Origin of the sequence: Vibrio sp. S11_S32 (assembly GCF_014694465.1) — a bacterium.
GTDB classification, from domain to species: Bacteria; Pseudomonadota; Gammaproteobacteria; order Enterobacterales; family Vibrionaceae; genus Vibrio; species Vibrio algicola.
This window is the reverse complement of record NZ_JAAUWS010000010.1, coordinates 79,388-98,727: the sequence shown is the minus strand read 5'-3', so window position 1 is coordinate 98,727 and position 19,340 is coordinate 79,388. Positions and strand designations below refer to the sequence as shown.

General features: G+C 43.9%; 35 protein-coding genes. 32 read left to right on the top strand and 3 right to left on the bottom strand.

Annotated elements, in window-relative coordinates; genetic code table 11:
• The 29 genes from HC723_RS08005 to rplQ form a co-directional block, all read left to right on the top strand.
• A partial coding sequence (locus tag HC723_RS08005; protein WP_446751388.1) for an EF-Tu C-terminal domain-related protein occupies positions 1-245 on the top strand: 245 nt, incomplete at its 5' end.
• 519 nt (positions 246-764) lie between these two features.
• Positions 765-1,076: a 30S ribosomal protein S10 gene (rpsJ, locus tag HC723_RS08000; RefSeq protein ID WP_153447923.1), complete on the top strand. Its 312-nt coding sequence runs from the start codon at positions 765-767 to the stop codon at positions 1,074-1,076.
• A gap of 13 nt (positions 1,077-1,089) precedes the next feature.
• Positions 1,090-1,719, top strand: a complete 630-nt coding sequence (gene rplC, locus HC723_RS07995) for a 50S ribosomal protein L3 (protein ID WP_153447922.1) — start codon at positions 1,090-1,092, stop codon at positions 1,717-1,719.
• 16 nt (positions 1,720-1,735) lie between these two features.
• On the top strand, positions 1,736-2,338 hold the full coding sequence (gene rplD, locus HC723_RS07990; protein WP_153447921.1) for a 50S ribosomal protein L4: 603 nt from the start codon (positions 1,736-1,738) through the stop codon (positions 2,336-2,338).
• The gene (gene rplW / locus HC723_RS07985; protein WP_153447920.1) at positions 2,335-2,637 is read left to right on the top strand and encodes a 50S ribosomal protein L23; all 303 of its coding nucleotides are present in this window, start codon (positions 2,335-2,337) and stop codon (positions 2,635-2,637) included. Before rplD ends, rplW begins: the two co-directional genes overlap by 4 nt.
• A gap of 15 nt (positions 2,638-2,652) precedes the next feature.
• Positions 2,653-3,477: a 50S ribosomal protein L2 gene (rplB, locus tag HC723_RS07980; protein WP_153447919.1), complete on the top strand. Its 825-nt coding sequence runs from the start codon at positions 2,653-2,655 to the stop codon at positions 3,475-3,477.
• A gap of 19 nt (positions 3,478-3,496) precedes the next feature.
• Positions 3,497-3,775, top strand: coding sequence for a 30S ribosomal protein S19 (rpsS, locus tag HC723_RS07975; RefSeq protein ID WP_001138114.1), 279 nt, complete (start codon positions 3,497-3,499; stop codon positions 3,773-3,775).
• A 10-nt stretch (positions 3,776-3,785) separates the two neighbouring features.
• A complete protein-coding gene (gene rplV / locus HC723_RS07970; RefSeq protein WP_153448223.1) occupies positions 3,786-4,118 on the top strand; it encodes a 50S ribosomal protein L22 in 333 nt (110 codons plus the stop codon).
• A gap of 20 nt (positions 4,119-4,138) precedes the next feature.
• A complete protein-coding gene (gene rpsC, locus HC723_RS07965; protein WP_153447918.1) occupies positions 4,139-4,837 on the top strand; it encodes a 30S ribosomal protein S3 in 699 nt (232 codons plus the stop codon).
• An 11-nt stretch (positions 4,838-4,848) separates the two neighbouring features.
• Entirely contained in the window at positions 4,849-5,259 is a 411-nt protein-coding gene (gene rplP / locus HC723_RS07960; RefSeq protein WP_153447917.1) for a 50S ribosomal protein L16, read from the top strand.
• The gene (gene rpmC / locus HC723_RS07955; RefSeq protein WP_153447916.1) at positions 5,259-5,450 is read left to right on the top strand and encodes a 50S ribosomal protein L29; all 192 of its coding nucleotides are present in this window, start codon (positions 5,259-5,261) and stop codon (positions 5,448-5,450) included. The genes rplP and rpmC overlap by 1 nt, the downstream gene beginning before the upstream one ends.
• Complete coding sequence (rpsQ, locus tag HC723_RS07950; protein WP_153447915.1) at positions 5,450-5,704, top strand: 30S ribosomal protein S17; 255 nt, start codon at positions 5,450-5,452, stop codon at positions 5,702-5,704. Before rpmC ends, rpsQ begins: the two co-directional genes overlap by 1 nt.
• A 165-nt stretch (positions 5,705-5,869) precedes the next feature.
• The gene (rplN, locus tag HC723_RS07945; protein ID WP_017026385.1) at positions 5,870-6,241 is read left to right on the top strand and encodes a 50S ribosomal protein L14; all 372 of its coding nucleotides are present in this window, start codon (positions 5,870-5,872) and stop codon (positions 6,239-6,241) included.
• Positions 6,242-6,253: 12 nt separating this feature from the next.
• Positions 6,254-6,568: a 50S ribosomal protein L24 gene (gene rplX, locus HC723_RS07940; protein WP_017026384.1), complete on the top strand. Its 315-nt coding sequence runs from the start codon at positions 6,254-6,256 to the stop codon at positions 6,566-6,568.
• A 14-nt stretch (positions 6,569-6,582) separates the two neighbouring features.
• Positions 6,583-7,122 (top strand): 50S ribosomal protein L5, encoded by a 540-nt coding sequence (rplE, locus tag HC723_RS07935; RefSeq protein WP_153447913.1) that lies wholly within the window; start codon positions 6,583-6,585, stop codon positions 7,120-7,122.
• 17 nt (positions 7,123-7,139) lie between these two features.
• Positions 7,140-7,445: a 30S ribosomal protein S14 gene (rpsN, locus tag HC723_RS07930; protein ID WP_153447912.1), complete on the top strand. Its 306-nt coding sequence runs from the start codon at positions 7,140-7,142 to the stop codon at positions 7,443-7,445.
• Between the two features lie 29 nt (positions 7,446-7,474).
• Positions 7,475-7,867, top strand: coding sequence for a 30S ribosomal protein S8 (gene rpsH / locus HC723_RS07925; RefSeq protein ID WP_153447911.1), 393 nt, complete (start codon positions 7,475-7,477; stop codon positions 7,865-7,867).
• 10 nt (positions 7,868-7,877) lie between these two features.
• Complete coding sequence (rplF, locus tag HC723_RS07920) at positions 7,878-8,411, top strand: 50S ribosomal protein L6 (RefSeq protein ID WP_153447910.1); 534 nt, start codon at positions 7,878-7,880, stop codon at positions 8,409-8,411.
• A gap of 9 nt (positions 8,412-8,420) precedes the next feature.
• Positions 8,421-8,774 (top strand): 50S ribosomal protein L18, encoded by a 354-nt coding sequence (gene rplR, locus HC723_RS07915; RefSeq protein ID WP_086962098.1) that lies wholly within the window; start codon positions 8,421-8,423, stop codon positions 8,772-8,774.
• Positions 8,775-8,788: 14 nt separating this feature from the next.
• On the top strand, positions 8,789-9,289 hold the full coding sequence (rpsE, locus tag HC723_RS07910; protein ID WP_153447909.1) for a 30S ribosomal protein S5: 501 nt from the start codon (positions 8,789-8,791) through the stop codon (positions 9,287-9,289).
• 7 nt (positions 9,290-9,296) lie between these two features.
• Positions 9,297-9,473 carry a 50S ribosomal protein L30 gene (rpmD, locus tag HC723_RS07905; RefSeq protein ID WP_101111175.1) on the top strand — a complete coding sequence of 59 codons (177 nt, stop codon included), beginning with the start codon at positions 9,297-9,299 and terminating at the stop codon, positions 9,471-9,473.
• A gap of 5 nt (positions 9,474-9,478) precedes the next feature.
• Positions 9,479-9,913, top strand: a complete 435-nt coding sequence (rplO, locus tag HC723_RS07900; protein WP_153447908.1) for a 50S ribosomal protein L15 — start codon at positions 9,479-9,481, stop codon at positions 9,911-9,913.
• A 20-nt stretch (positions 9,914-9,933) separates the two neighbouring features.
• Complete coding sequence (secY, locus tag HC723_RS07895) at positions 9,934-11,268, top strand: preprotein translocase subunit SecY (RefSeq protein WP_153447907.1); 1,335 nt, start codon at positions 9,934-9,936, stop codon at positions 11,266-11,268.
• A 42-nt stretch (positions 11,269-11,310) separates the two neighbouring features.
• Positions 11,311-11,424: a 50S ribosomal protein L36 gene (gene rpmJ, locus HC723_RS07890; protein WP_000868186.1), complete on the top strand. Its 114-nt coding sequence runs from the start codon at positions 11,311-11,313 to the stop codon at positions 11,422-11,424.
• 147 nt (positions 11,425-11,571) lie between these two features.
• On the top strand, positions 11,572-11,928 hold the full coding sequence (gene rpsM / locus HC723_RS07885) for a 30S ribosomal protein S13 (RefSeq protein ID WP_153447906.1): 357 nt from the start codon (positions 11,572-11,574) through the stop codon (positions 11,926-11,928).
• A gap of 21 nt (positions 11,929-11,949) precedes the next feature.
• Positions 11,950-12,339 (top strand): 30S ribosomal protein S11, encoded by a 390-nt coding sequence (rpsK, locus tag HC723_RS07880; RefSeq protein WP_027697910.1) that lies wholly within the window; start codon positions 11,950-11,952, stop codon positions 12,337-12,339.
• Positions 12,340-12,368: 29 nt separating this feature from the next.
• Positions 12,369-12,989 carry a 30S ribosomal protein S4 gene (gene rpsD / locus HC723_RS07875; protein ID WP_153447905.1) on the top strand — a complete coding sequence of 207 codons (621 nt, stop codon included), beginning with the start codon at positions 12,369-12,371 and terminating at the stop codon, positions 12,987-12,989.
• A 24-nt stretch (positions 12,990-13,013) separates the two neighbouring features.
• A complete protein-coding gene (locus HC723_RS07870; protein WP_153447904.1) occupies positions 13,014-14,006 on the top strand; it encodes a DNA-directed RNA polymerase subunit alpha in 993 nt (330 codons plus the stop codon).
• Positions 14,007-14,032: 26 nt separating this feature from the next.
• A complete protein-coding gene (rplQ, locus tag HC723_RS07865; RefSeq protein ID WP_153447903.1) occupies positions 14,033-14,416 on the top strand; it encodes a 50S ribosomal protein L17 in 384 nt (127 codons plus the stop codon).
• Positions 14,417-14,509: 93 nt separating this feature from the next.
• Here rplQ and HC723_RS07860 read toward each other — a convergent pair whose 3' ends face one another.
• Both HC723_RS07860 and HC723_RS07855 read right to left on the bottom strand, forming a co-directional pair.
• Positions 14,510-14,986, bottom strand: a complete 477-nt coding sequence (locus HC723_RS07860) for a DUF2780 domain-containing protein (protein WP_153447902.1) — start codon at positions 14,984-14,986, stop codon at positions 14,510-14,512.
• 207 nt (positions 14,987-15,193) lie between these two features.
• Positions 15,194-15,814 carry an FKBP-type peptidyl-prolyl cis-trans isomerase gene (locus HC723_RS07855; RefSeq protein ID WP_153447901.1) on the bottom strand — a complete coding sequence of 207 codons (621 nt, stop codon included), beginning with the start codon at positions 15,812-15,814 and terminating at the stop codon, positions 15,194-15,196.
• A 187-nt stretch (positions 15,815-16,001) separates the two neighbouring features.
• On the opposite strand from HC723_RS07855, the gene HC723_RS07850 reads away from it, so the two are divergent.
• On the top strand, positions 16,002-16,649 hold the full coding sequence (locus tag HC723_RS07850) for a LysM-like peptidoglycan-binding domain-containing protein (RefSeq protein ID WP_225874269.1): 648 nt from the start codon (positions 16,002-16,004) through the stop codon (positions 16,647-16,649).
• Positions 16,650-16,654: 5 nt separating this feature from the next.
• On the opposite strand, the gene HC723_RS07845 is transcribed toward HC723_RS07850, so the two are convergent.
• Positions 16,655-17,110, bottom strand: coding sequence for a GNAT family N-acetyltransferase (locus HC723_RS07845; RefSeq protein WP_190338707.1), 456 nt, complete (start codon positions 17,108-17,110; stop codon positions 16,655-16,657).
• A 277-nt stretch (positions 17,111-17,387) separates the two neighbouring features.
• Here HC723_RS07845 and cobA point away from each other — a divergent pair, with 277 nt between their 5' ends.
• Positions 17,388-18,317: a uroporphyrinogen-III C-methyltransferase gene (gene cobA, locus HC723_RS07840; RefSeq protein ID WP_190338706.1), complete on the top strand. Its 930-nt coding sequence runs from the start codon at positions 17,388-17,390 to the stop codon at positions 18,315-18,317.
• A 58-nt stretch (positions 18,318-18,375) separates the two neighbouring features.
• Positions 18,376-19,284 (top strand): sulfate adenylyltransferase subunit CysD, encoded by a 909-nt coding sequence (cysD, locus tag HC723_RS07835; protein ID WP_153447898.1) that lies wholly within the window; start codon positions 18,376-18,378, stop codon positions 19,282-19,284.
• Positions 19,285-19,340 lie beyond the last annotated feature (56 nt).

Below are 19,340 nucleotides of genomic sequence, written 5' to 3'. Positions count from 1 at the left end.
AAGATGAAGGTGGTCGTCATACTCCTTTCTTCAAAGGTTACCGTCCACAGTTCTACTTCCGTACAACGGACGTAACTGGCGACATTCAATTGCCAGAAGGCGTTGAAATGGTAATGCCTGGCGATAACGTACAAATGATCGTAACTCTAATCGCACCAATCGCGATGGACGAAGGTCTACGTTTCGCAATCCGTGAAGGCGGCCGTACTGTTGGTGCTGGTGTTGTTGCTAAAGTTATCGCTTAATTGCCGATACCTTTTGGTAAACAAGACTAACAACCGTTAGTACAATGAGAAAGGGGAGCTTCGGCTTCCCTTTTTGTTTTTACAGACTATCATTTCCTCGCACCTCGCACCTCGCACCTCGCACCTCGCACCTCGCACCTCGCACCTAAATCGTATTGTTCCGATTAATTTTCATCCAACACTTGCATCCCGTTTTGTGATCTGTATAATGCAACGCACTGGTTAAGCCAGTTGTGAACCAATGAGCAGCGAGGATTCGTGTTAACACTCTTTATCTTTTAGAGATAATTCGGTGATTAACCATAATGTATACTCAGCTTATGTTCGCAGTTAATAAAATTAATGTTTATTGCAGTTAGCGATTGTTCGCGATCACTATAAGAAATGTTAATCACAATTAACTGACAATGTACCCAATAAGGGCACTACGGTTTCACATAAATCAATCGACATTCCTGCAAATTTATGCAGTTGAGTGGCGATATTGTTTGTGTAATTAATTAATTGGAGCTCTGTCTCATGCAGAACCAACGTATTCGTATCCGTCTTAAGGCTTTCGATTATCGTTTAATCGATCAGTCTACAGCGGAAATCGTTGAAACAGCAAAGCGCACCGGCGCACAGGTTCGTGGTCCTATTCCACTGCCTACTCGTAAAGAGCGTTTCACTGTTCTTACTTCTCCTCACGTCAACAAAGACGCACGTGACCAGTACGAAATTCGTACTCACAAGCGTTTGATCGACATCGTTGAGCCAACAGATAAAACTGTTGATGCATTGATGCGTTTAGATCTTGCTGCTGGCGTTGATGTTCAAATCAGCCTAGGTTAAGGGAGAAGAGATAATGATTGGTCTAGTCGGTCGTAAAGTGGGTATGACCCGCGTATTTACCGAAGAAGGCGTTTCTATTCCTGTAACAGTTGTTGAAGTTGAAGTTAACCGTGTTTCTCAAGTACGTACTCTTGAGATTGATGGTTACGCAGCTATTCAAGTAACTGCAGGTTCTAAGAAAGCTAACCGTGTAACTAAACCTGAAGCTGGTCACTTTGCGAAAGCAGGTGTTGAAGCAGGTCGCGGTCTTTGGGAATTCCGTTTAGAAAACGGTGAAGAGTTTGAAGTTGGCGCTGAGCTAAACGTAGAACTTTTCAATGAAATCAAAAAAGTAGACGTTACTGGTACATCTAAAGGTAAGGGCTTCCAAGGCGTAGTTAAGCGTTGGAACTTCCGTACTCAAGATATGACTCATGGTAACTCTTTGTCTCACCGTGCACCGGGTTCAATTGGCCAATGTCAAACTCCAGGTCGCGTGTTTAAAGGCAAAAAAATGGCTGGTCACATGGGAGCTGAGCGTGTAACGACTCAGAACCTAGAGATCGTACGTGTTGACGCTGAACGCAATCTGCTTCTTATTAAAGGTGCAGTACCCGGTTCTATCGGTGGCAACGTTATCGTAAAGCCAGCTGTTAAAGCATAACGTCTAGGAGTAAGTAATGGAATTGATGGTTAAAGGTGCTGATGCACTAACTGTTTCCGAGACTACTTTCGGACGTGAGTTTAACGAAGCTCTTGTACATCAAGTAGTTGTTGCGTATGCAGCAGGTGCTCGTCAAGGTACTCGTGCTCAAAAGACTCGTTCTGAAGTATCTGGTGGCGGCGCTAAACCATGGCGTCAAAAAGGTACTGGCCGTGCGCGTGCTGGTACAATCCGTAGCCCAATCTGGCGTACAGGTGGTGTTACTTTTGCTGCGAAACCACAAAATCACAGCCAAAAAGTTAACAAAAAAATGTACCGTGGTGCTATGAAAAGCATTCTTTCTGAATTAGTTCGTCAAGAGCGTTTAATCGTTGTTGATAACTTCTCAGTTGAAGCGCCAAAAACTAAAGACCTAGTTGCTAAGCTTAAAGATCTTGAGCTAAACGATGTTTTAATCGTAACTAGCGAAGTAGACGAGAATCTATTCTTAGCTGCTCGTAACCTTTATAAAGTTGATGCACGTGACGTAGCTGGTATTGATCCAGTAAGTCTGATTGCATTTAACAAGGTTCTAATTACTGCTGACGCAGTGAAGCAAGTTGAGGAGATGCTGGCATGATCAGTGAAGAGCGTCTACTAAAAGTTCTACGTGCCCCGCACGTCTCTGAAAAAGCGACAATGACTGCTGAAAAAGCAAACACTATCGTTTTTAAAGTTGCTATTAACGCAACGAAAAAAGAGATCAAAGCAGCAGTAGAGAAGCTATTTGAAGTTGAAGTTAAGTCTGTAAATACCCTTGTTCTTAAGGGTAAGACCAAACGTCAAGGTACACGTGAAGGCCGTCGTTCAGACGTCAAGAAAGCTTACGTTACTTTGAAAGAAGGCCAAGACCTTGACTTCGTTGGCGGTGCTGAGTAACAGGAGTAGTTAAAAATGGCTATTGTTAAGTGTAAGCCGACTTCCCCTGGTCGTCGCCACGTTGTTAAAGTAGTTAATGCTGACCTTCATAAAGGTAAGCCTTACGCACCACTTTTAGAGAAAAACTCTAAGAACGGTGGTCGTAACAATAACGGTCGTATTACAGTTCGTCACATTGGTGGTGGTCACAAGCACCATTACCGTCTGATTGACTTTAAACGTAACAAAGATGGAATTCCTGCAAAGGTTGAACGTCTAGAATACGATCCAAACCGTAGTGCAAACATTGCTTTAGTATTGTATGCAGACGGTGAACGTCGTTACATCATTGCACCTAAAGGCATTCAAGCTGGTGATGCGATCCAATCTGGCGTTGATGCCGCAATCAAAGCAGGTAACACTCTGCCGATGCGTAACATCCCAGTAGGTTCGACTATTCACTGTATTGAACTTAAGCCTGGTAAAGGTGCACAGCTAGCTCGTTCAGCTGGCGCATATGCACAACTTGTCGCTCGCGACGGTTCATATGTAACTCTACGCTTACGTTCTGGTGAGATGCGTAAAGTGTTATCTGAAGGCCGTGCTACTATCGGTGAAGTAGGTAACTCTGAACACATGCTTCGTGAACTTGGTAAAGCTGGTGCTAACCGCTGGCGCGGTATTCGTCCAACCGTTCGCGGTGTTGTGATGAACCCAGTAGATCACCCACATGGTGGTGGTGAAGGTCGTACATCTGGTGGCCGTCATCCGGTTTCACCATGGGGTATGCCAACTAAGGGCTTCAAAACCCGTAAGAATAAACGCACCGACAAGTACATTGTACGTCGTCGTAACAAATAATCTAAATAGAGGATAAGCCATGCCACGTTCTCTCAAGAAAGGTCCTTTTATTGACCTACACTTGCTGAAGAAGGTAGAGAAAGCGGTGGAAAGCGGAGACAAAAAGCCTATTAAGACTTGGTCCCGTCGCTCAATGATCATTCCTACAATGATCGGTTTGACCATCGCTGTCCATAATGGTCGTCAGCACGTACCAGTTTTCGTTACCGATGAAATGATCGGTCACAAGCTGGGCGAATTTGCGCCAACTCGTACCTATCGCGGCCATGCTGCAGATAAGAAAGCTAAGAAGAAATAGGGAGTAGATGATGGAAGCTATTGCTAAACATAACTTTGCTCGCATTTCTCCACAGAAAGCTCGCTTAGTTGCAGACCAAATCCGTGGTAAATCAGTAGAACAAGCTCTTGAAATTCTAACGTTCAGCAACAAAAAAGCTGCTGAACTTATTAAGAAAGTTCTTGATTCTGCGATTGCAAATGCGGAACACAACGAAGGTGCAGATATCGACGATCTTAATGTCGCTAAAATCTTCGTAGATGAGGGTCCTATCATGAAGCGTATTATGCCTCGTGCTAAAGGCCGTGCGGATCGTATCTTGAAGCGTTCAAGCCACATCAGTATTGTTGTAGCGGATCGCTAAAAGACTAGGAGAGTAAGCAAATGGGTCAGAAAGTACATCCAAATGGTATTCGTCTTGGCATCGTTAAGCCTTGGAATGCTACATGGTTTGCTAATACCAAAGAGTTCGCTGACAACCTAGACGGCGACTTCAAGGTACGTCAGTTCTTAACGAAAGAACTGCAAAAAGCGTCTTTATCTCGCATCGTTATCGAGCGTCCAGCGAAAAGCATCCGTGTGACTATTCACACTGCTCGCCCTGGTATCGTAATCGGTAAGAAAGGCGAAGACGTTGAGAAGCTACGCGCAGCTGTAGCTAAAATAGCAGGTGTACCGGCGCAAATTAATATTGCCGAAGTACGCAAACCAGAGCTAGATGGTCAATTAGTGGCTGATAGCATCTCGTCTCAACTAGAACGTCGTGTTATGTTCCGTCGCGCTATGAAGCGCGCAGTACAAAACGCAATGCGTCTAGGTGCTAAGGGTATTAAAGTAGAAGTAAGCGGCCGTCTTGGCGGTGCTGAAATCGCGCGTACTGAATGGTACCGTGAAGGCCGTGTGCCACTACATACCCTACGTGCTGACATTGATTACGCAACTTCTTCGGCTCACACCCAATACGGTGTGATCGGCGTTAAAGTTTGGATCTTCAAAGGAGAAATCCTTGGTGGAATGCCTGACGCAAACGCTGTTGAGCCAAAGGCTGACAAGCCTAAGAAGCAGCGTAAAAGCCGTAAGTAAGGAGTCGACTGATGCTACAACCTAAACGTACTAAATTCCGTAAGGTTATGACTGGTCGTAACCGTGGTCTAGCTAAAGGTACTGATGTGAGCTTCGGCGAATTCGGTCTTAAAGCTGTTGGCCGTGGTCGAATGACTGCTCGTCAAATCGAAGCGGCACGTCGTGCAATGACGCGTCACGTTAAGCGTCAAGGTCAAATCTGGATCCGAGTTTTTCCAGACAAGCCTATCACTGAAAAACCTCTTGAAGTTCGTCAAGGTAAAGGTAAGGGTAACGTAGAATATTGGGTTGCCCAAATCCAACCAGGTAAAGTGATGTACGAGATGGGTGGTGTACCTGAAGAGTTGGCACGTGAAGCGTTCCGTCTTGCGGCACGTAAACTGCCTATAAAAACAACTTTTGTAACTAAGCAGGTGATGTGATGAAAGCACAAGACCTACGCGAAAAAAGCGTTGAAGAGCTTAACGCTGAGTTATTGAGCTTGCTACGTGAACAGTTTAACTTGCGTATGCAAGCTGCGACTGGTCAACTACAGCAGACTCATACTCTGAAAGCTGTACGTCGTGATATCGCACGTGTTAAGACTGTTTTGACTAGTAAGGCAGGCGCATAATGAGCGAAACTACTCGTACGACTCAAGGTCGTGTAATTAGCGACAAGATGGACAAGTCTATCGTTGTTGCTATCGAACGCTTTGTTAAACATCCTGTATACGGGAAGTTCATCAAGCGTACGACAAAAGTACATGCACATGATGAAACCAACGAATGTCGCCTAGGTGACAAAGTTGAAATCTGTGAGTGTCGTCCACTGTCTAAGACAAAATCTTGGACTTTGGTAAAAGTTTTAGAAAAAGCGAAAATTTAATTTTCCTTATATTCTAAGCTTTTAAAGCGGCTCCAAACGTTTTTTTGGAGCCGTTTATTTTTTGACTACCTTTCTGAAAGAAACGGTGGTACAATTCGCAGCCCTTGTAAAAGAGGCAGCCCGACCCGTGATGGGTCTAGTTTTAATATTTAGCGGAGCACTAACATGATCCAAATGCAAAGTACACTGGACGCAGCGGATAATTCCGGCGCTCGCAGAGTAATGTGTATTAAGGTTCTGGGTGGCTCTCACCGCCGTTATGCACATATCGGAGATATCATTAAAGTTACTGTTAAGGAAGCAATTCCACGCGGTAAAGTTAAAAAAGGTGATGTCCTGAAAGCGGTAGTGGTGCGCACCCGTAAAGGCGTTCGTCGTCCAGACGGTTCTGTCATTCGCTTCGACCGTAATGCTTGTGTATTGTTGAATGACAATACTGAGCAACCAGTCGGTACACGTATCTTTGGTCCTGTGACTCGTGAGCTTCGTAATGCGAAATTCATGAAGATTGTGTCACTTGCACCAGAAGTTCTGTAAGGAGCGACAAAAATGGCAGCTAAAATCCGTCGTAATGACGAAGTAATCGTTCTTGCTGGGAAAGACAAAGGCAAGCGCGGTAAAGTAACTAAGGTTCTCGAAACTGGTAAAGTTTTCGTTGAAGGTATCAACCTTGTTAAAAAACACCAAAAGCCTCAACCGGCTCTAGGTCAGCAAGGTGGCATCGTTGAACAAGAAGCAGCTATTGATGCTTCTAACGTTGCAATCTTTAACGCATCTACTGGTAAAGCGGATCGTATCGGTTTCCGTTTGGAAGAAGGCACTAAAGTGCGTTTCTTCAAATCAAACGGTGAATTAATTAAGTAATTTGGAGTTCTACTATGGCGAAACTGCATGATTACTACAAGTCGTCTGTAGTCGCTGAACTGACCAAAGAGTTCAGCTACACAAGCGTCATGCAAGTCCCTAGGATTGATAAAATCACCCTAAATATGGGCGTTGGTGAAGCAATTAACGATAAGAAACTACTAGAGAACGCAGCAAGTGATATGGCGACCATCTCAGGTCAAAAGCCACTTATCACTAAAGCACGTAAATCTGTTGCTGGTTTCAAAATCCGTGAAGGCTACCCAATTGGTTGTAAAGTAACCTTGCGTGGCGAGCGTATGTGGGATTTCTTTGAGCGTTTGATTTCTATCGCTCTTCCACGAGTACGTGATTTCCGTGGTGTTAGCGCTAAGTCTTTTGACGGACGCGGTAACTACAGCATGGGCGTTCGCGAGCAAATCATCTTTCCGGAAATCGACTATGATAAAGTCGATCGTGTACGCGGTCTTGATATTACTATCACGACGTCTGCAAGCACCGATGAAGAAGGTCGAGCTCTGCTGGCTGCCTTTAACTTCCCATTCCGCAAATAAGGTGAAGGGTTACTGTTATGGCTAAACAATCAATGAAAGCACGTGAAACTAAACGTGCAAAGCTTGTAGCGCAATTCGCTGAAAAGCGTTCTGCTCTTAAAGCAATCATCAGCGATGTAAACGCATCTGAAGAAGATCGTTGGAATGCGGTTTTAAAACTGCAATCTCTTCCACGTGATTCAAGTGCATCACGTCAGCGCAACCGTTGCAACCAAACTGGTCGTCCACACGGTTTCCTACGTAAATTCGGTCTGAGCCGTATCAAAGTTCGTGAAGCTTGCATGAAAGGCGAGATTCCTGGACTTCGTAAGGCCAGCTGGTAATTGCCACTTAATCATTTGGAGTAAATCTTATGAGCATGCAAGATCCGATTTCGGATATGCTGACCCGTATTCGTAACGGGCAGTCAGCAAATAAAGTTGCTGTGAAAATGCCTTCTTCAAAGCTTAAAGTTGCACTTGCTACTTTACTTAAAGCTGAAGGTTACATCACTGACTTCGCTACTGATGGCGAAGTAAAACCTGTGCTAGAAGTTACACTTAAGTACTTCCAAGCTAAACCAGTTATCGAGCAAATCCAACGTGTTTCACGTCCTGGTCTACGCGTCTATAAAAATAAAGACACGTTACCGACTGTGATGGGCGGTTTGGGTGTTGCTGTTGTGTCCACTTCCAAGGGTCTGATGTCTGACCGTGCTGCTCGTAAAGCAGGTCTTGGCGGTGAAATCATCTGTTACGTTGCGTAAGGAGTAGACTATGTCTCGTGTTGCTAAAGCACCCGTTGCTATTCCTGCCGGCGTTGAGGTGAAACTGAACGGCCAGGAAATCACTGTAAAAGGTGGTAAAGGTGAATTGACGCGCGTTATTAATAACGATGTTGTTCTTTCACAGGAAGATAACAACCTAATATTCACACCTAAAGAAGGTGTGTTTAAGTCAAATGCTCAAGCTGGTACAGCTCGCGCACTTGTTAACAACATGGTTGTTGGTGTTACTGAAGGCTTTACTAAGAAGCTAGTTCTTAAAGGTGTTGGTTACCGTGCTGCTATTAAAGGCAACGCTGTAGGTCTCACTTTAGGCTTCTCACACCCGGTTGAGCACGCTCTACCAGAAGGTGTTAAAGCAGAATGTCCAAGTCAAACTGAGATCGTTTTAACCGGTTGTGATAAACAACTTGTTGGTCAAGTTGCGGCTGATATTCGTTCTTACCGTGAGCCTGAGCCTTATAAAGGCAAAGGTGTTCGTTACGCAGATGAAAATGTGCGTACTAAAGAAGCTAAGAAGAAGTAAGGTAACACTATGGATAAGAAAGCATCTCGCATCCGTCGTGCTACACGCGCACGTCGTAAGATTGCCGAGCTAGGTGCAAATCGCCTAGTAGTACATCGTACTCCACGTCACGTGTACGCTCAGGTTATCGCACCAAACGGCTCTGTGGTTATCGCATCTGCTTCTACTGTAGAAAAGGCGATCCGTGAGCAAGTTAAGAATACTAGTAACGTTGACGCTGCTAAAGCTGTAGGTAAAGCTATTGCTGAGCGCGCTATCGAAAAAGGCATCTCTGATGTTGCATTCGATCGTTCTGGTTTCCAATACCACGGTCGAGTAGCGGCACTTGCAGATTCTGCACGTGAAGCTGGTCTGAAATTCTAAGGTAGGGTTGGAAGATGGCTAAACAAGAACAACAAGCTTCAGATTTGAACGAAAAGTTAATCGCTGTTAACCGTGTTGCAAAAACGGTTAAAGGTGGTCGAATCTTTAGCTTTACTGCACTAACAGTAGTTGGTGACGGTAATGGTCGCATCGGTTTCGGTTACGGTAAAGCCCGTGAAGTACCAGCTGCGATTCAAAAAGCAATGGAAAAAGCGCGTCGTAACATGGTTACTATCGCACTTAATGAAGGCACACTTCACCACTCAGTGAAAGGTCGCCATACAGGCTCTAAAGTTTACATGCAACCAGCTTCAGAAGGTACAGGTATCATTGCCGGTGGTGCAATGCGTGCAGTACTTGAAGTTGTAGGTGTCCATAACGTACTTGCTAAGGCGTATGGCTCTACCAACCCAATCAACGTTGTTCGCGCAACGATTGATGGTTTGAGCGGCATGAAGTCACCAGAAATGGTTGCTGCTAAGCGTGGTCTAACTGTTGAATCTATTTCGGAGTAAGAACACCATGGCAACTATTAAAGTAACTCAAACTAAAAGCTCAATCGGCCGTCTACCGAAGCATAAAGCTTCTTTGCGTGGTCTAGGCCTTCGTCGAATCAACCATACAGTTGAACTTGAAGATACTCCGTGTGTACGCGGAATGATCAACAAAGTTTACTATATGGTTAAAGTTGAGGAGTAATCAGAATGCGTTTGAATACTCTATCACCGGCTGCAGGTTCTAAACCTTCTAAGAAGCGTTTAGGTCGCGGTATCGGTTCTGGACTAGGTAAAACTGGTGGCCGCGGTCACAAAGGTCAAAAATCACGTTCTGGCGGCTCTGTTCGTCCAGGTTTTGAAGGCGGTCAAATGCCTTTGAAACAACGTCTACCAAAATTCGGTTTCACTTCTCGTAAGAGCCTAGTGACTGCTGAAGTTCGTCTAGCTGAGCTAGCGAAAGTAACGGCTGACGTTATTGATCTTAACAGCTTGAAAGCTGCTAACGTAATCACTAAGAACATCGAGTTTGTTAAGATCGTTCTTTCTGGTGAAATCAGCAAGTCTGTCACTGTTAAAGGTCTACGTGTGACTAAAGGTGCTCAAGCTGCTATCGAAGCTGCTGGCGGTAAAATCGAAGCATAATCTTCGAAGGATAGGTACAGATGGCTAAAAAACCAGGACAAGATTTCAGTGCTGCTAAACAGGGTACTGGTGAATTAAAGTCGCGTTTGTTATTCGTAATAGGTGCGCTTTTAGTATTCCGAGCTGGCTCTTTTGTGCCGATTCCTGGTATTGATGCGACTGTACTTGCCGATTTGTTCGAACAGCAAAAAGGTACCATCATTGAAATGTTTAACATGTTCTCTGGTGGTGCTCTTTCGCGTGCATCTATATTAGCGTTGGGTATCATGCCGTATATTTCGGCATCGATCGTTGTCCAACTGTTAACAGTAGTTCATCCAGCGTTAGCTGAACTCAAAAAAGAGGGTGAAGCCGGCCGTCGTAAGATAAGCCGATATACACGCTATGGCACGCTTGTGCTGGCAACTTTCCAAGCAATTGGTATTGCAACTGGTCTGCCGAACATGGTCCACAATCTTGTCGTTATCGACAAAACCATGTTCACAATCATTGCTACCGTCAGTCTAGTAACCGGCACCATGTTTTTAATGTGGTTAGGTGAACAAATTACTGAGCGTGGAATTGGTAACGGTATTTCATTGATTATTTTCACTGGTATCGTTGCAGGGTTGCCTGCTGCAATCGGACATACAATTGAGCAAGCGCGTCAAGGTGAATTGAACGTGCTTCTTCTATTGTTAATTGCTGTAATTGCGTTCGCTGTTATTTACTTCGTCGTGTTTATGGAGCGTGGTCAACGTCGTATCGTCGTTAACTATGCGAAACGTCAACAAGGTCGTAAAGTATTTGCAGCTCAAAGCACGCATTTACCTTTGAAGATAAATATGGCGGGCGTTATCCCTGCTATCTTTGCTTCAAGTATTATTCTTTTCCCAGGAACTCTAGCCCAATGGTTAGGTCAGAATGGTGAAAGCCCTACATTTGGTTGGTTAACGGACGTGTCTTTGGCACTTAGCCCAGGTCAACCTTTGTATATAATACTGTATGCAACAGCAATTATTTTCTTCTGTTTCTTTTATACTGCGATGGTGTTTAACCCGCGTGAAACAGCTGATAATTTGAAGAAGTCCGGTGCATTCGTACCCGGCATCCGCCCAGGTGAGCAGACAGCAAGATACATTGATAAAGTAATGACACGCTTAACGCTGGTTGGTGCTTTATATATTACCTTTATTTGTCTCGTCCCACAGTTTATGATGACCGCTTGGAACGTTAAGTTCTATTTCGGTGGTACTTCACTACTTATCGTAGTGGTAGTAATCATGGACTTTATGGCACAGGTACAGACTCATCTGATGTCTCAGCAGTATGATTCTGTGTTGAAAAAAGCAAACCTGAAAGGCTATGGTCGTTAATTTAAACGAGTATAGTTCAGGTTTCATTTACGGAGTTTAGCAATGAAAGTTCGTGCTTCCGTTAAGAAAATCTGCCGTAACTGTAAAGTTATCAAGCGCAACGGTGTTGTGCGTGTAATTTGCAGTGAGCCAAAGCATAAACAACGCCAAGGCTAATTAGCAGTTTTTTTTACTTGAAATATGAAGGCAGGTCGAGTATATTCCTCGGCCTACCTTTTGCGTGCAAAAGAAGTAGTATGCCGCTGCGTATCCTCGACGGGCTCTGCAGCGGATAATTCTTTATATAAGTACTAGGAGTGAATAGTGGCCCGTATAGCAGGCATTAACATTCCTGATCAAAAACATGCAGTTATCGCGTTAACCGCGATCTTCGGCATCGGCAAAACTCGTTCTCAAGCTATTTTAGCTGAAGTGGGTATTGCTGAACATGTTAAGATCAGTGAACTAACAGAAGAGCAGATTGATCAACTGCGTGATGGTGTAGCTAAATACACTGTAGAAGGTGATCTACGTCGTGAAGTATCGATGAACATCAAGCGTCTTATGGACCTTGGCTGTTACCGCGGTCTTCGTCATCGTCGCAGTCTACCACTACGTGGACAGCGTACTAAAACCAACGCCCGTACCCGTAAGGGTCCGCGCAAGCCGATCAAAAAATAATCGGATAAGGTAGAGAGTACAATGGCAAAACAACCAACACGCACGCGTAAACGCGTTCGCAAGCAAGTAGCAGATGGCGTAGCGCACATCCATGCTTCTTTTAACAACACAATCGTGACCATTACTGACCGTCAAGGTAACGCTCTTTCTTGGGCTACCGCAGGTGGATCAGGTTTCCGTGGTTCTCGTAAATCTACGCCGTTCGCTGCACAGGTTGCTGCAGAACGCGCAGGTGAAATGGCCAAAGAATATGGCCTAAAGAACTTGGAAGTTATGGTTAAGGGCCCTGGTCCTGGTCGTGAGTCTACTATCCGTGCTTTAAACGCATTGGGTTACCGCATTACTAATATTGTTGATGCAACTCCGATCCCTCATAACGGTTGTCGTCCACCTAAGAAACGTCGCGTTTAATTCGTTTCTAGGAATATTGGAGAAAGATCATGGCAAGATATTTGGGCCCTAAGCTTAAGCTTAGTCGTCGTGAAGGTACTGACTTATTCCTTAAGTCAGGTGTCCGCGCGATCGATACCAAGTGTAAAATTGATAACGCACCAGGTGTACACGGCGCTCGTCGCGGTCGTCTATCTGAGTATGGCGTTCAGCTTCGTGAGAAGCAAAAAGTTCGTCGTATGTACGGCGTACTAGAAAAACAATTCCGCAACTACTACAAAGAAGCTGCACGCCTTAAAGGCAATACAGGTGCAAACCTGCTTCAACTTCTTGAAGGTCGTTTAGATAATGTTATTTACCGTATGGGTTTCGGTGCTACTCGCGCTGAATCACGTCAATTAGTTAGCCATAAAGCTATCTTAGTAAATGGCAAAGTAGTTAACGTTCCTTCATTCAAAGTTTCGGCTAACGACGTTGTATCAATTCGTGAAAAAGCTAAACAGCAATCACGTATTAAAGCGGCTCTAGAAGTTGCTGAACAACGCGAAAAACCAACTTGGATTGAAGTAGATGGTGGCAAGATGGAAGGTGTGTTTAAACGCATCCCAGAACGTTCTGATCTATCTGCTGACATCAACGAACACTTGATCGTCGAACTTTACTCTAAGTAAAGTTTAAACAAAAGAGAGGACACAATGCAGGGTTCTGTAACAGAATTTCTTAAGCCACGTCTTGTTGACATCGAACAGATCAGCACGACACATGCAAAAGTAACTCTTGAGCCTTTAGAGCGTGGTTTTGGCCACACTTTAGGTAATGCACTTCGCCGTATTCTTTTATCTTCTATGCCAGGTTGTGCTGTAACAGAAGTTGAGATTGAAGGCGTTTTACACGAGTACAGCACCAAAGAAGGTGTTCAAGAGGATATCCTTGAGGTTCTTCTTAACCTGAAAGGTTTAGCTGTTAGTGTTGCCGAAGGCAAAGATGAAGTGTTCATTACACTAAATAAATCAGGCTCGGGCCCTGTTGTTGCAGGTGACATCATCCATGATGGTGATGTAGAGATCGCTAACCCAGAGCACGTTATTTGTCACCTAACGGATGACAATGCTGAGATCGCTATGCGTATCAAAGTAGAACGTGGTCGTGGTTATGTTCCGTCTTCAGCTCGTATCCATACTGAAGAAGATGAGCGTCCTATTGGTCGTCTACTTGTAGATGCAACTTACAGCCCAGTCGATAAAATCGCCTATGCTGTAGAAGCAGCTCGTGTAGAACAACGTACCGATTTAGACAAGCTTGTCATCGATATGGAAACAAATGGCACTTTGGAACCTGAGGAAGCAATTCGTCGTGCAGCTACCATTTTAGCTGAACAACTTGATGCGTTCGTAGATCTTCGTGATGTACGTGTACCAGAAGAGAAAGAAGAGAAGCCGGAGTTCGATCCTATTCTACTGCGTCCTGTAGACGATCTTGAACTAACAGTTCGCTCTGCTAACTGCTTGAAAGCAGAAGCGATTCACTACATCGGTGATCTTGTACAGCGTACTGAGGTTGAGCTTCTTAAAACGCCAAACCTTGGTAAGAAGTCTTTAACAGAGATTAAAGATGTTCTAGCGTCGCGCGGTCTTTCTCTAGGTATGCGCCTAGAAAACTGGCCACCAGCGTCGATTGCTGAAGATTAATTGATATTAGTTAGAAGGATTAGGTCATGCGCCATCGTAAGAGTGGTCGTCAACTCAACCGCAACAGCAGCCATCGCAAAGCGATGTTTAGCAACATGGCTTGCTCTCTAGTTCGTCATGAAGTTATTAAGACGACTTTGCCTAAGGCAAAAGAGCTTCGCCGCGTAGTTGAGCCTTTGATTACATTAGCTAAGTCGGATAGCGTTGCTAACCGTCGTTTAGCATTTGCACGTACTCGTGATAACGAAGTCGTAGCAAAATTGTTTACTGAACTAGGTCCACGTTTTGCGAGCCGTCAAGGCGGATACACTCGCATCTTAAAATGTGGCTTCCGTACTGGTGATAAAGCTCCAATGGCTTACATTGAGCTTGTAGATCGTCCAGCTGCAGCTGAAGAAGCTGCTGAATAATACGAAAGTTCATTAATAAAAAACGCTGAGTCGATGACTCAGCGTTTTTTTTGTCTTTAAAATATGAAAGCTAAAAATGGATAGTGATTAATTTTACTTCCAAAGGCTAGTTAATGAATCCATTAAACCGCTGCTCGCCCCTTCTTTATTCAAGTATTCAAGTACAATCGGTGCATATTGGTCGACCATGGCACTATCTAAACCTAATTTTTCAAATGCGCTTTTTACTGCAGCCATGCTATCTAATGAACTACTGGCTGATTTTGCGGTATTAAGTAAACCGCCAAGCTGTGAAGATAGACCATCTAATTCAGCACCACTTGTGGCGGGTAATTTATTCGAAGCCAAAGCAAGTAATGCGCCCGCACCACCCGCAGCTTGAGTGGAACTAACCCCGAGTTGATCTTTCAAGCTATTAACTAATTCAGAGCTATTTTGAGCAGAATCGCTGATCTGAGAGCTTAGCTTGCTCACTGAGTCAGAATCTTTTTCACCAAGACCAAACAATGCGTAGCTTGGTGCTGACATGATAAGGCTAAGAGTCACTAAGCCTACTGCTATTTTTTTCATGTTAATATCCTTATTGTATTAGTTTGTTTGGTTGTCCATTAAAGAGTGCACTCGCGCTTTCAATATATTATAACTTCACTCATTAGTTAAGGTAAATTAGCAATATTGTTACTTTTATGTTTGGGATGTTATCATTTACAAATTGTAGATGAAAAAAAACAGCCAAATTAGGCTGTTTTGATTGATTGCTAGTCTAAGCCAACAATATTAAAGAATAGCAATTAGCTCAACTTCAAATACAAGTGCTGCGAAAGGTGGGATTGCCGCACCAGCGCCACGCTCACCGTAAGCAAGATCTTGCGGAATGTATAATTTCCACTTAGAGCCAACCGTCATAAGTTGCAATGCTTCAACCCAACCAGCAATAACGCCAGTCACTGGGAATTCTGCAGGTTGACCACGTTGTACTGAACTGTCGAAAACCGTACCGTCAGTTAATTGACCGTGGTAATGAACGCGTACTTGCTTATCTGAAGTTGGGATTTCGCCAGTACCTTCCGTCATTACTTCATATTGAAGACCAGACTCAAGTACGGTAACTTCCGAACGTAGTGCATTGTCAGCCAAGAATGCTTCACCGTCAGCAGCCGCTACTTTAGCCACTTCTGCGCGTTGTGATTCTGCACGAGTGTGTAGATCGCGTAGTGCATTATTGATGTCGTCAACTTCGATTTCTGGCATGTCACCAGTTAATGAAGTCGCAATACCTTTTGCGATAGCAGCGACGCTAAGACCTTCAAGGCCACTACCTGCAAGTTGTTGGCCCATTTGTAGACCAATACCGTAACTTGCTTTTTGTTCAACTGTTTCTAATTTAACTTCAGACATGCGGATCTCTTGTTTGCTTTTAAATGAAGGGTAAAGGATACCAGTTCTGTCATAGAGATGAAACTACCCCATAGTGATGAAACTTTGTAACAATAATGGGTTTTACTATCGGATGAGACTGAAATTTTGTACTCTACCAGAAATACTTTTATTCTTATGATGATGAATATATAAATGAGGTTTAGCTGTGAATCAACGTAACCGACAACCATCGTCCTTTAAACAAAAACTAGCCGAAAATAGTGTTTTTGGCACGCTTAAGACTTATTGGCTAAGTTTGCCTAAATTACACCAACGTGCATTAATGATACTGATCCCAATGGTATTGATTTTGTTATTACTGCCGGTTGGCAAATCCACTCCAAAGCAGGAGTCGATAGTAAAGGCAGTGACGCAGCCAAAACGTGTCGCGGTGCCTGTGATGATCAATGGGGTCGAGACCACAGCATCAAAGCCAAAACCTAAAACCGAAGACAAACAAAATGAAAAACGTATTAGTCTTGGTGGCAATACCGGTGATGACGCGAAGGCGGAACAACAAGCTAAGCGCGAGATCTCCAATAATGCTGGGCCAGAACCGTGGCATAATTATACCGTGAGCAAAGGTGACACTCTTTCTCAGGTGTTTAGAAATAATGATTTATCTTTGTCCGATCTCAATAAATTAGTCGCGATCGAAGGAAAAGATAAGCCACTTAGTCAGATCAAGCATGGTCAGCAGGTTCGCTTTAAATTAACTAATCGTGGTGATCTGGATATTCTACAAATAGAGAGAGAAGATGGTGCGGTGCTATTTTTCCGTCTCGCCAGTGGTGGTTTTTCGCGGACGGAATAAATTCGTTAATCTTTATTTTTTCGCGTCATATCAATATGAGGGATATCATCTTCAAGGTATTCCTCACTGGCTTTCTTAAATCCATGCTGTTGATAATATGCTTCCAAATGCGATTGTGCCCCAATGGTGATATCGCAATTCGGCCAATATGTTAAGCAAAATTCAATCGCGGTTTGCAACAGTTGATGACCTAACCCTGCACCTCGATGATTTTTATTAGTTGCGACTCGGCCAATACTGACCTCAGAAAAACTGACCCCTTGTGGCAATAAGCGCGCACAGGCCACCAACTCATTCTCTTGATACCCTATTAAGTGATAAACCCCAGCTAGTATGTCTTTGCCATCGAGTTCAGGATAAGGGCAGGTTTGCTCCACCACAAAGACATCAACTCTTAGCCGCAATAACTGATAAAGCTCTAACGGGCTAAGCTCGGCAAATTTCACACACTTCCACTGCATACTCTATTCCTTGTCAATATGGCCTATTTAAGTGCCGCTTCTTTCAATGCAGCGCTTTAAATACGGCTCTTTTAAATACGAATAGCTACGATAACCTTTTCGCGCTATTGGTCAAGGTTTAGCGGTTGCTTACGGATAAGTTTGATAGATCTAATATTAGCTGGATCTATTATCCCTTAGCAGTTATTTGCATATCGAATGAATTTTTATCATTTCAGCTAATCGGCTTCGATCGTCATAATGAATTCTCATTTAGGATGAATGGTGATTTAAGCTTATGGATACGATTAAACAATTTCCAATGCGCAAGCAACAGAGCATACAAGCAGCTCCAAGTATGCAGGCTTTGCTAACCCAAGCAACCAGTCAATTATCTGCTGGTCGTGTTGCGCTTATTGGTGCCGGTCCAGGCGATGCTGAGCTACTCACCTTGAAGGCTTTATCTTATTTACAGCAAGCGGAAGTGGTGCTGTACGACTATCTTGTTTCTGATGAAATCATGGCATTAATTCCGAGTACCACCATTTTGGTCTGTGTGGGTAAAAAGGCCGGTCATCATAGCGTTCCACAACATAAAACCAATCAGCTTCTAGTCGATTTTGCCAACCAAGGTTATAAAGTCGCGCGGATCAAAGGCGGGGACCCATTTGTCTTTGGTCGTGGCGGAGAAGAATTAGAAGTGTTGGCCGAGGCGGGTATTCAATTTGAAGTGATCCCAGGTATTACTGCCGCTGCGGGTGCAACGGCTTATGCCGGTATCCCATTAACCCACCGTGATTACGCTCAATCGGCGATGTTTATTACCGGCCACCTTAAATCGGAACAAGATACGCTGGAATGGAAAACCTTAGCTCGTGGTAATCAAACCTTAGTCATTTATATGGGGTTGATGAAGTCGAGTCATATCCAACAACAATTGATTGAACATGGTAGAGCGACTACCACCCCTATCGCCATTATTGAACGTGGCACTCATAAAAATCAAAAAGTACTGATTGGTGAGCTATCCGAGCTTGCCAGTTTAGCCGTTCAGGCACAATCACCCTCATTAATAGTGGTGGGTGAAGTCGTGAAGTTGGCTAAAAAACTCAGCTGGTTTCAGCAAGATGATAGCGCCAATAATATCGAGAATATTGAAACCAGCCTCAATAACAGCGCAGTATTTACATCATTAAATCCACATCAAGCTAAGGTGATATCTGCTTAATTAAGTAGCTTATATCTAGCCGTAAGAGATGCTCTTAGAGTAATAAGGAAATATTGAAATGGAACAAGAACGTTTAACTCACTTACAACAACTGGAAGCGGAAAGTATTCATATTATTCGTGAAGTTGCGGCTGAGTTTGATAACCCAGTGATGATGTATTCGGTGGGTAAAGATTCGGCGGTGATGTTGCATCTGGCACGTAAGGCTTTTTACCCAGGCAAGATCCCATTCCCTTTATTGCATGTCGATACCGATTGGAAATTCAAAGAAATGATTGAGTTTCGTGATCGCACCGCTAAGAAATACGGTTTTGAGTTGTTGGTGCATAAGAACCCTGAAGGCATCGCGATGGGGTGTAATCCTTTTGTGCATGGCTCATCCAAGCATACCGATATCATGAAAACTCAAGGCTTAAAACAAGCACTTAATCACTATGGTTTTGATGCGGCTTTTGGTGGCGCTCGTCGTGATGAAGAGAAATCTCGCGCCAAAGAACGCGTCTATTCATTCCGTGATAAGCACCATGGTTGGGATCCAAAAAATCAACGTCCTGAGCTATGGAAAACCTACAATGGTCAAGTTAATAAAGGGGAAAGCATTCGGGTGTTCCCACTTTCAAACTGGACTGAATTGGATATTTGGCAATATATCTATCTAGAAAATATTGAAATTGTGCCTTTGTATTTATCTGCAGTTCGCCCTGTGGTCAACCGTGATGGCATGTTGATCATGGTGGATGATGATCGCTTTGTATTTGAACAAGGTGAGCAGGTTGAGCAAAAAAGCGTGCGCTTTAGAACGCTCGGTTGTTACCCACTCACTGGTGCGGTGGAATCTACCGCGGCGACATTGCCTGAAATAATTCAAGAAATGTTGGTGGCGACATCGAGTGAAAGACAAGGACGAGCGATTGACCATGATCAGTCTGGCTCAATGGAAATGAAAAAACGCCAAGGCTACTTCTAAAACACGAATTGTGATGCTCTGAATGACACATTTCGTGGGTGGTTATTAACAAGGAT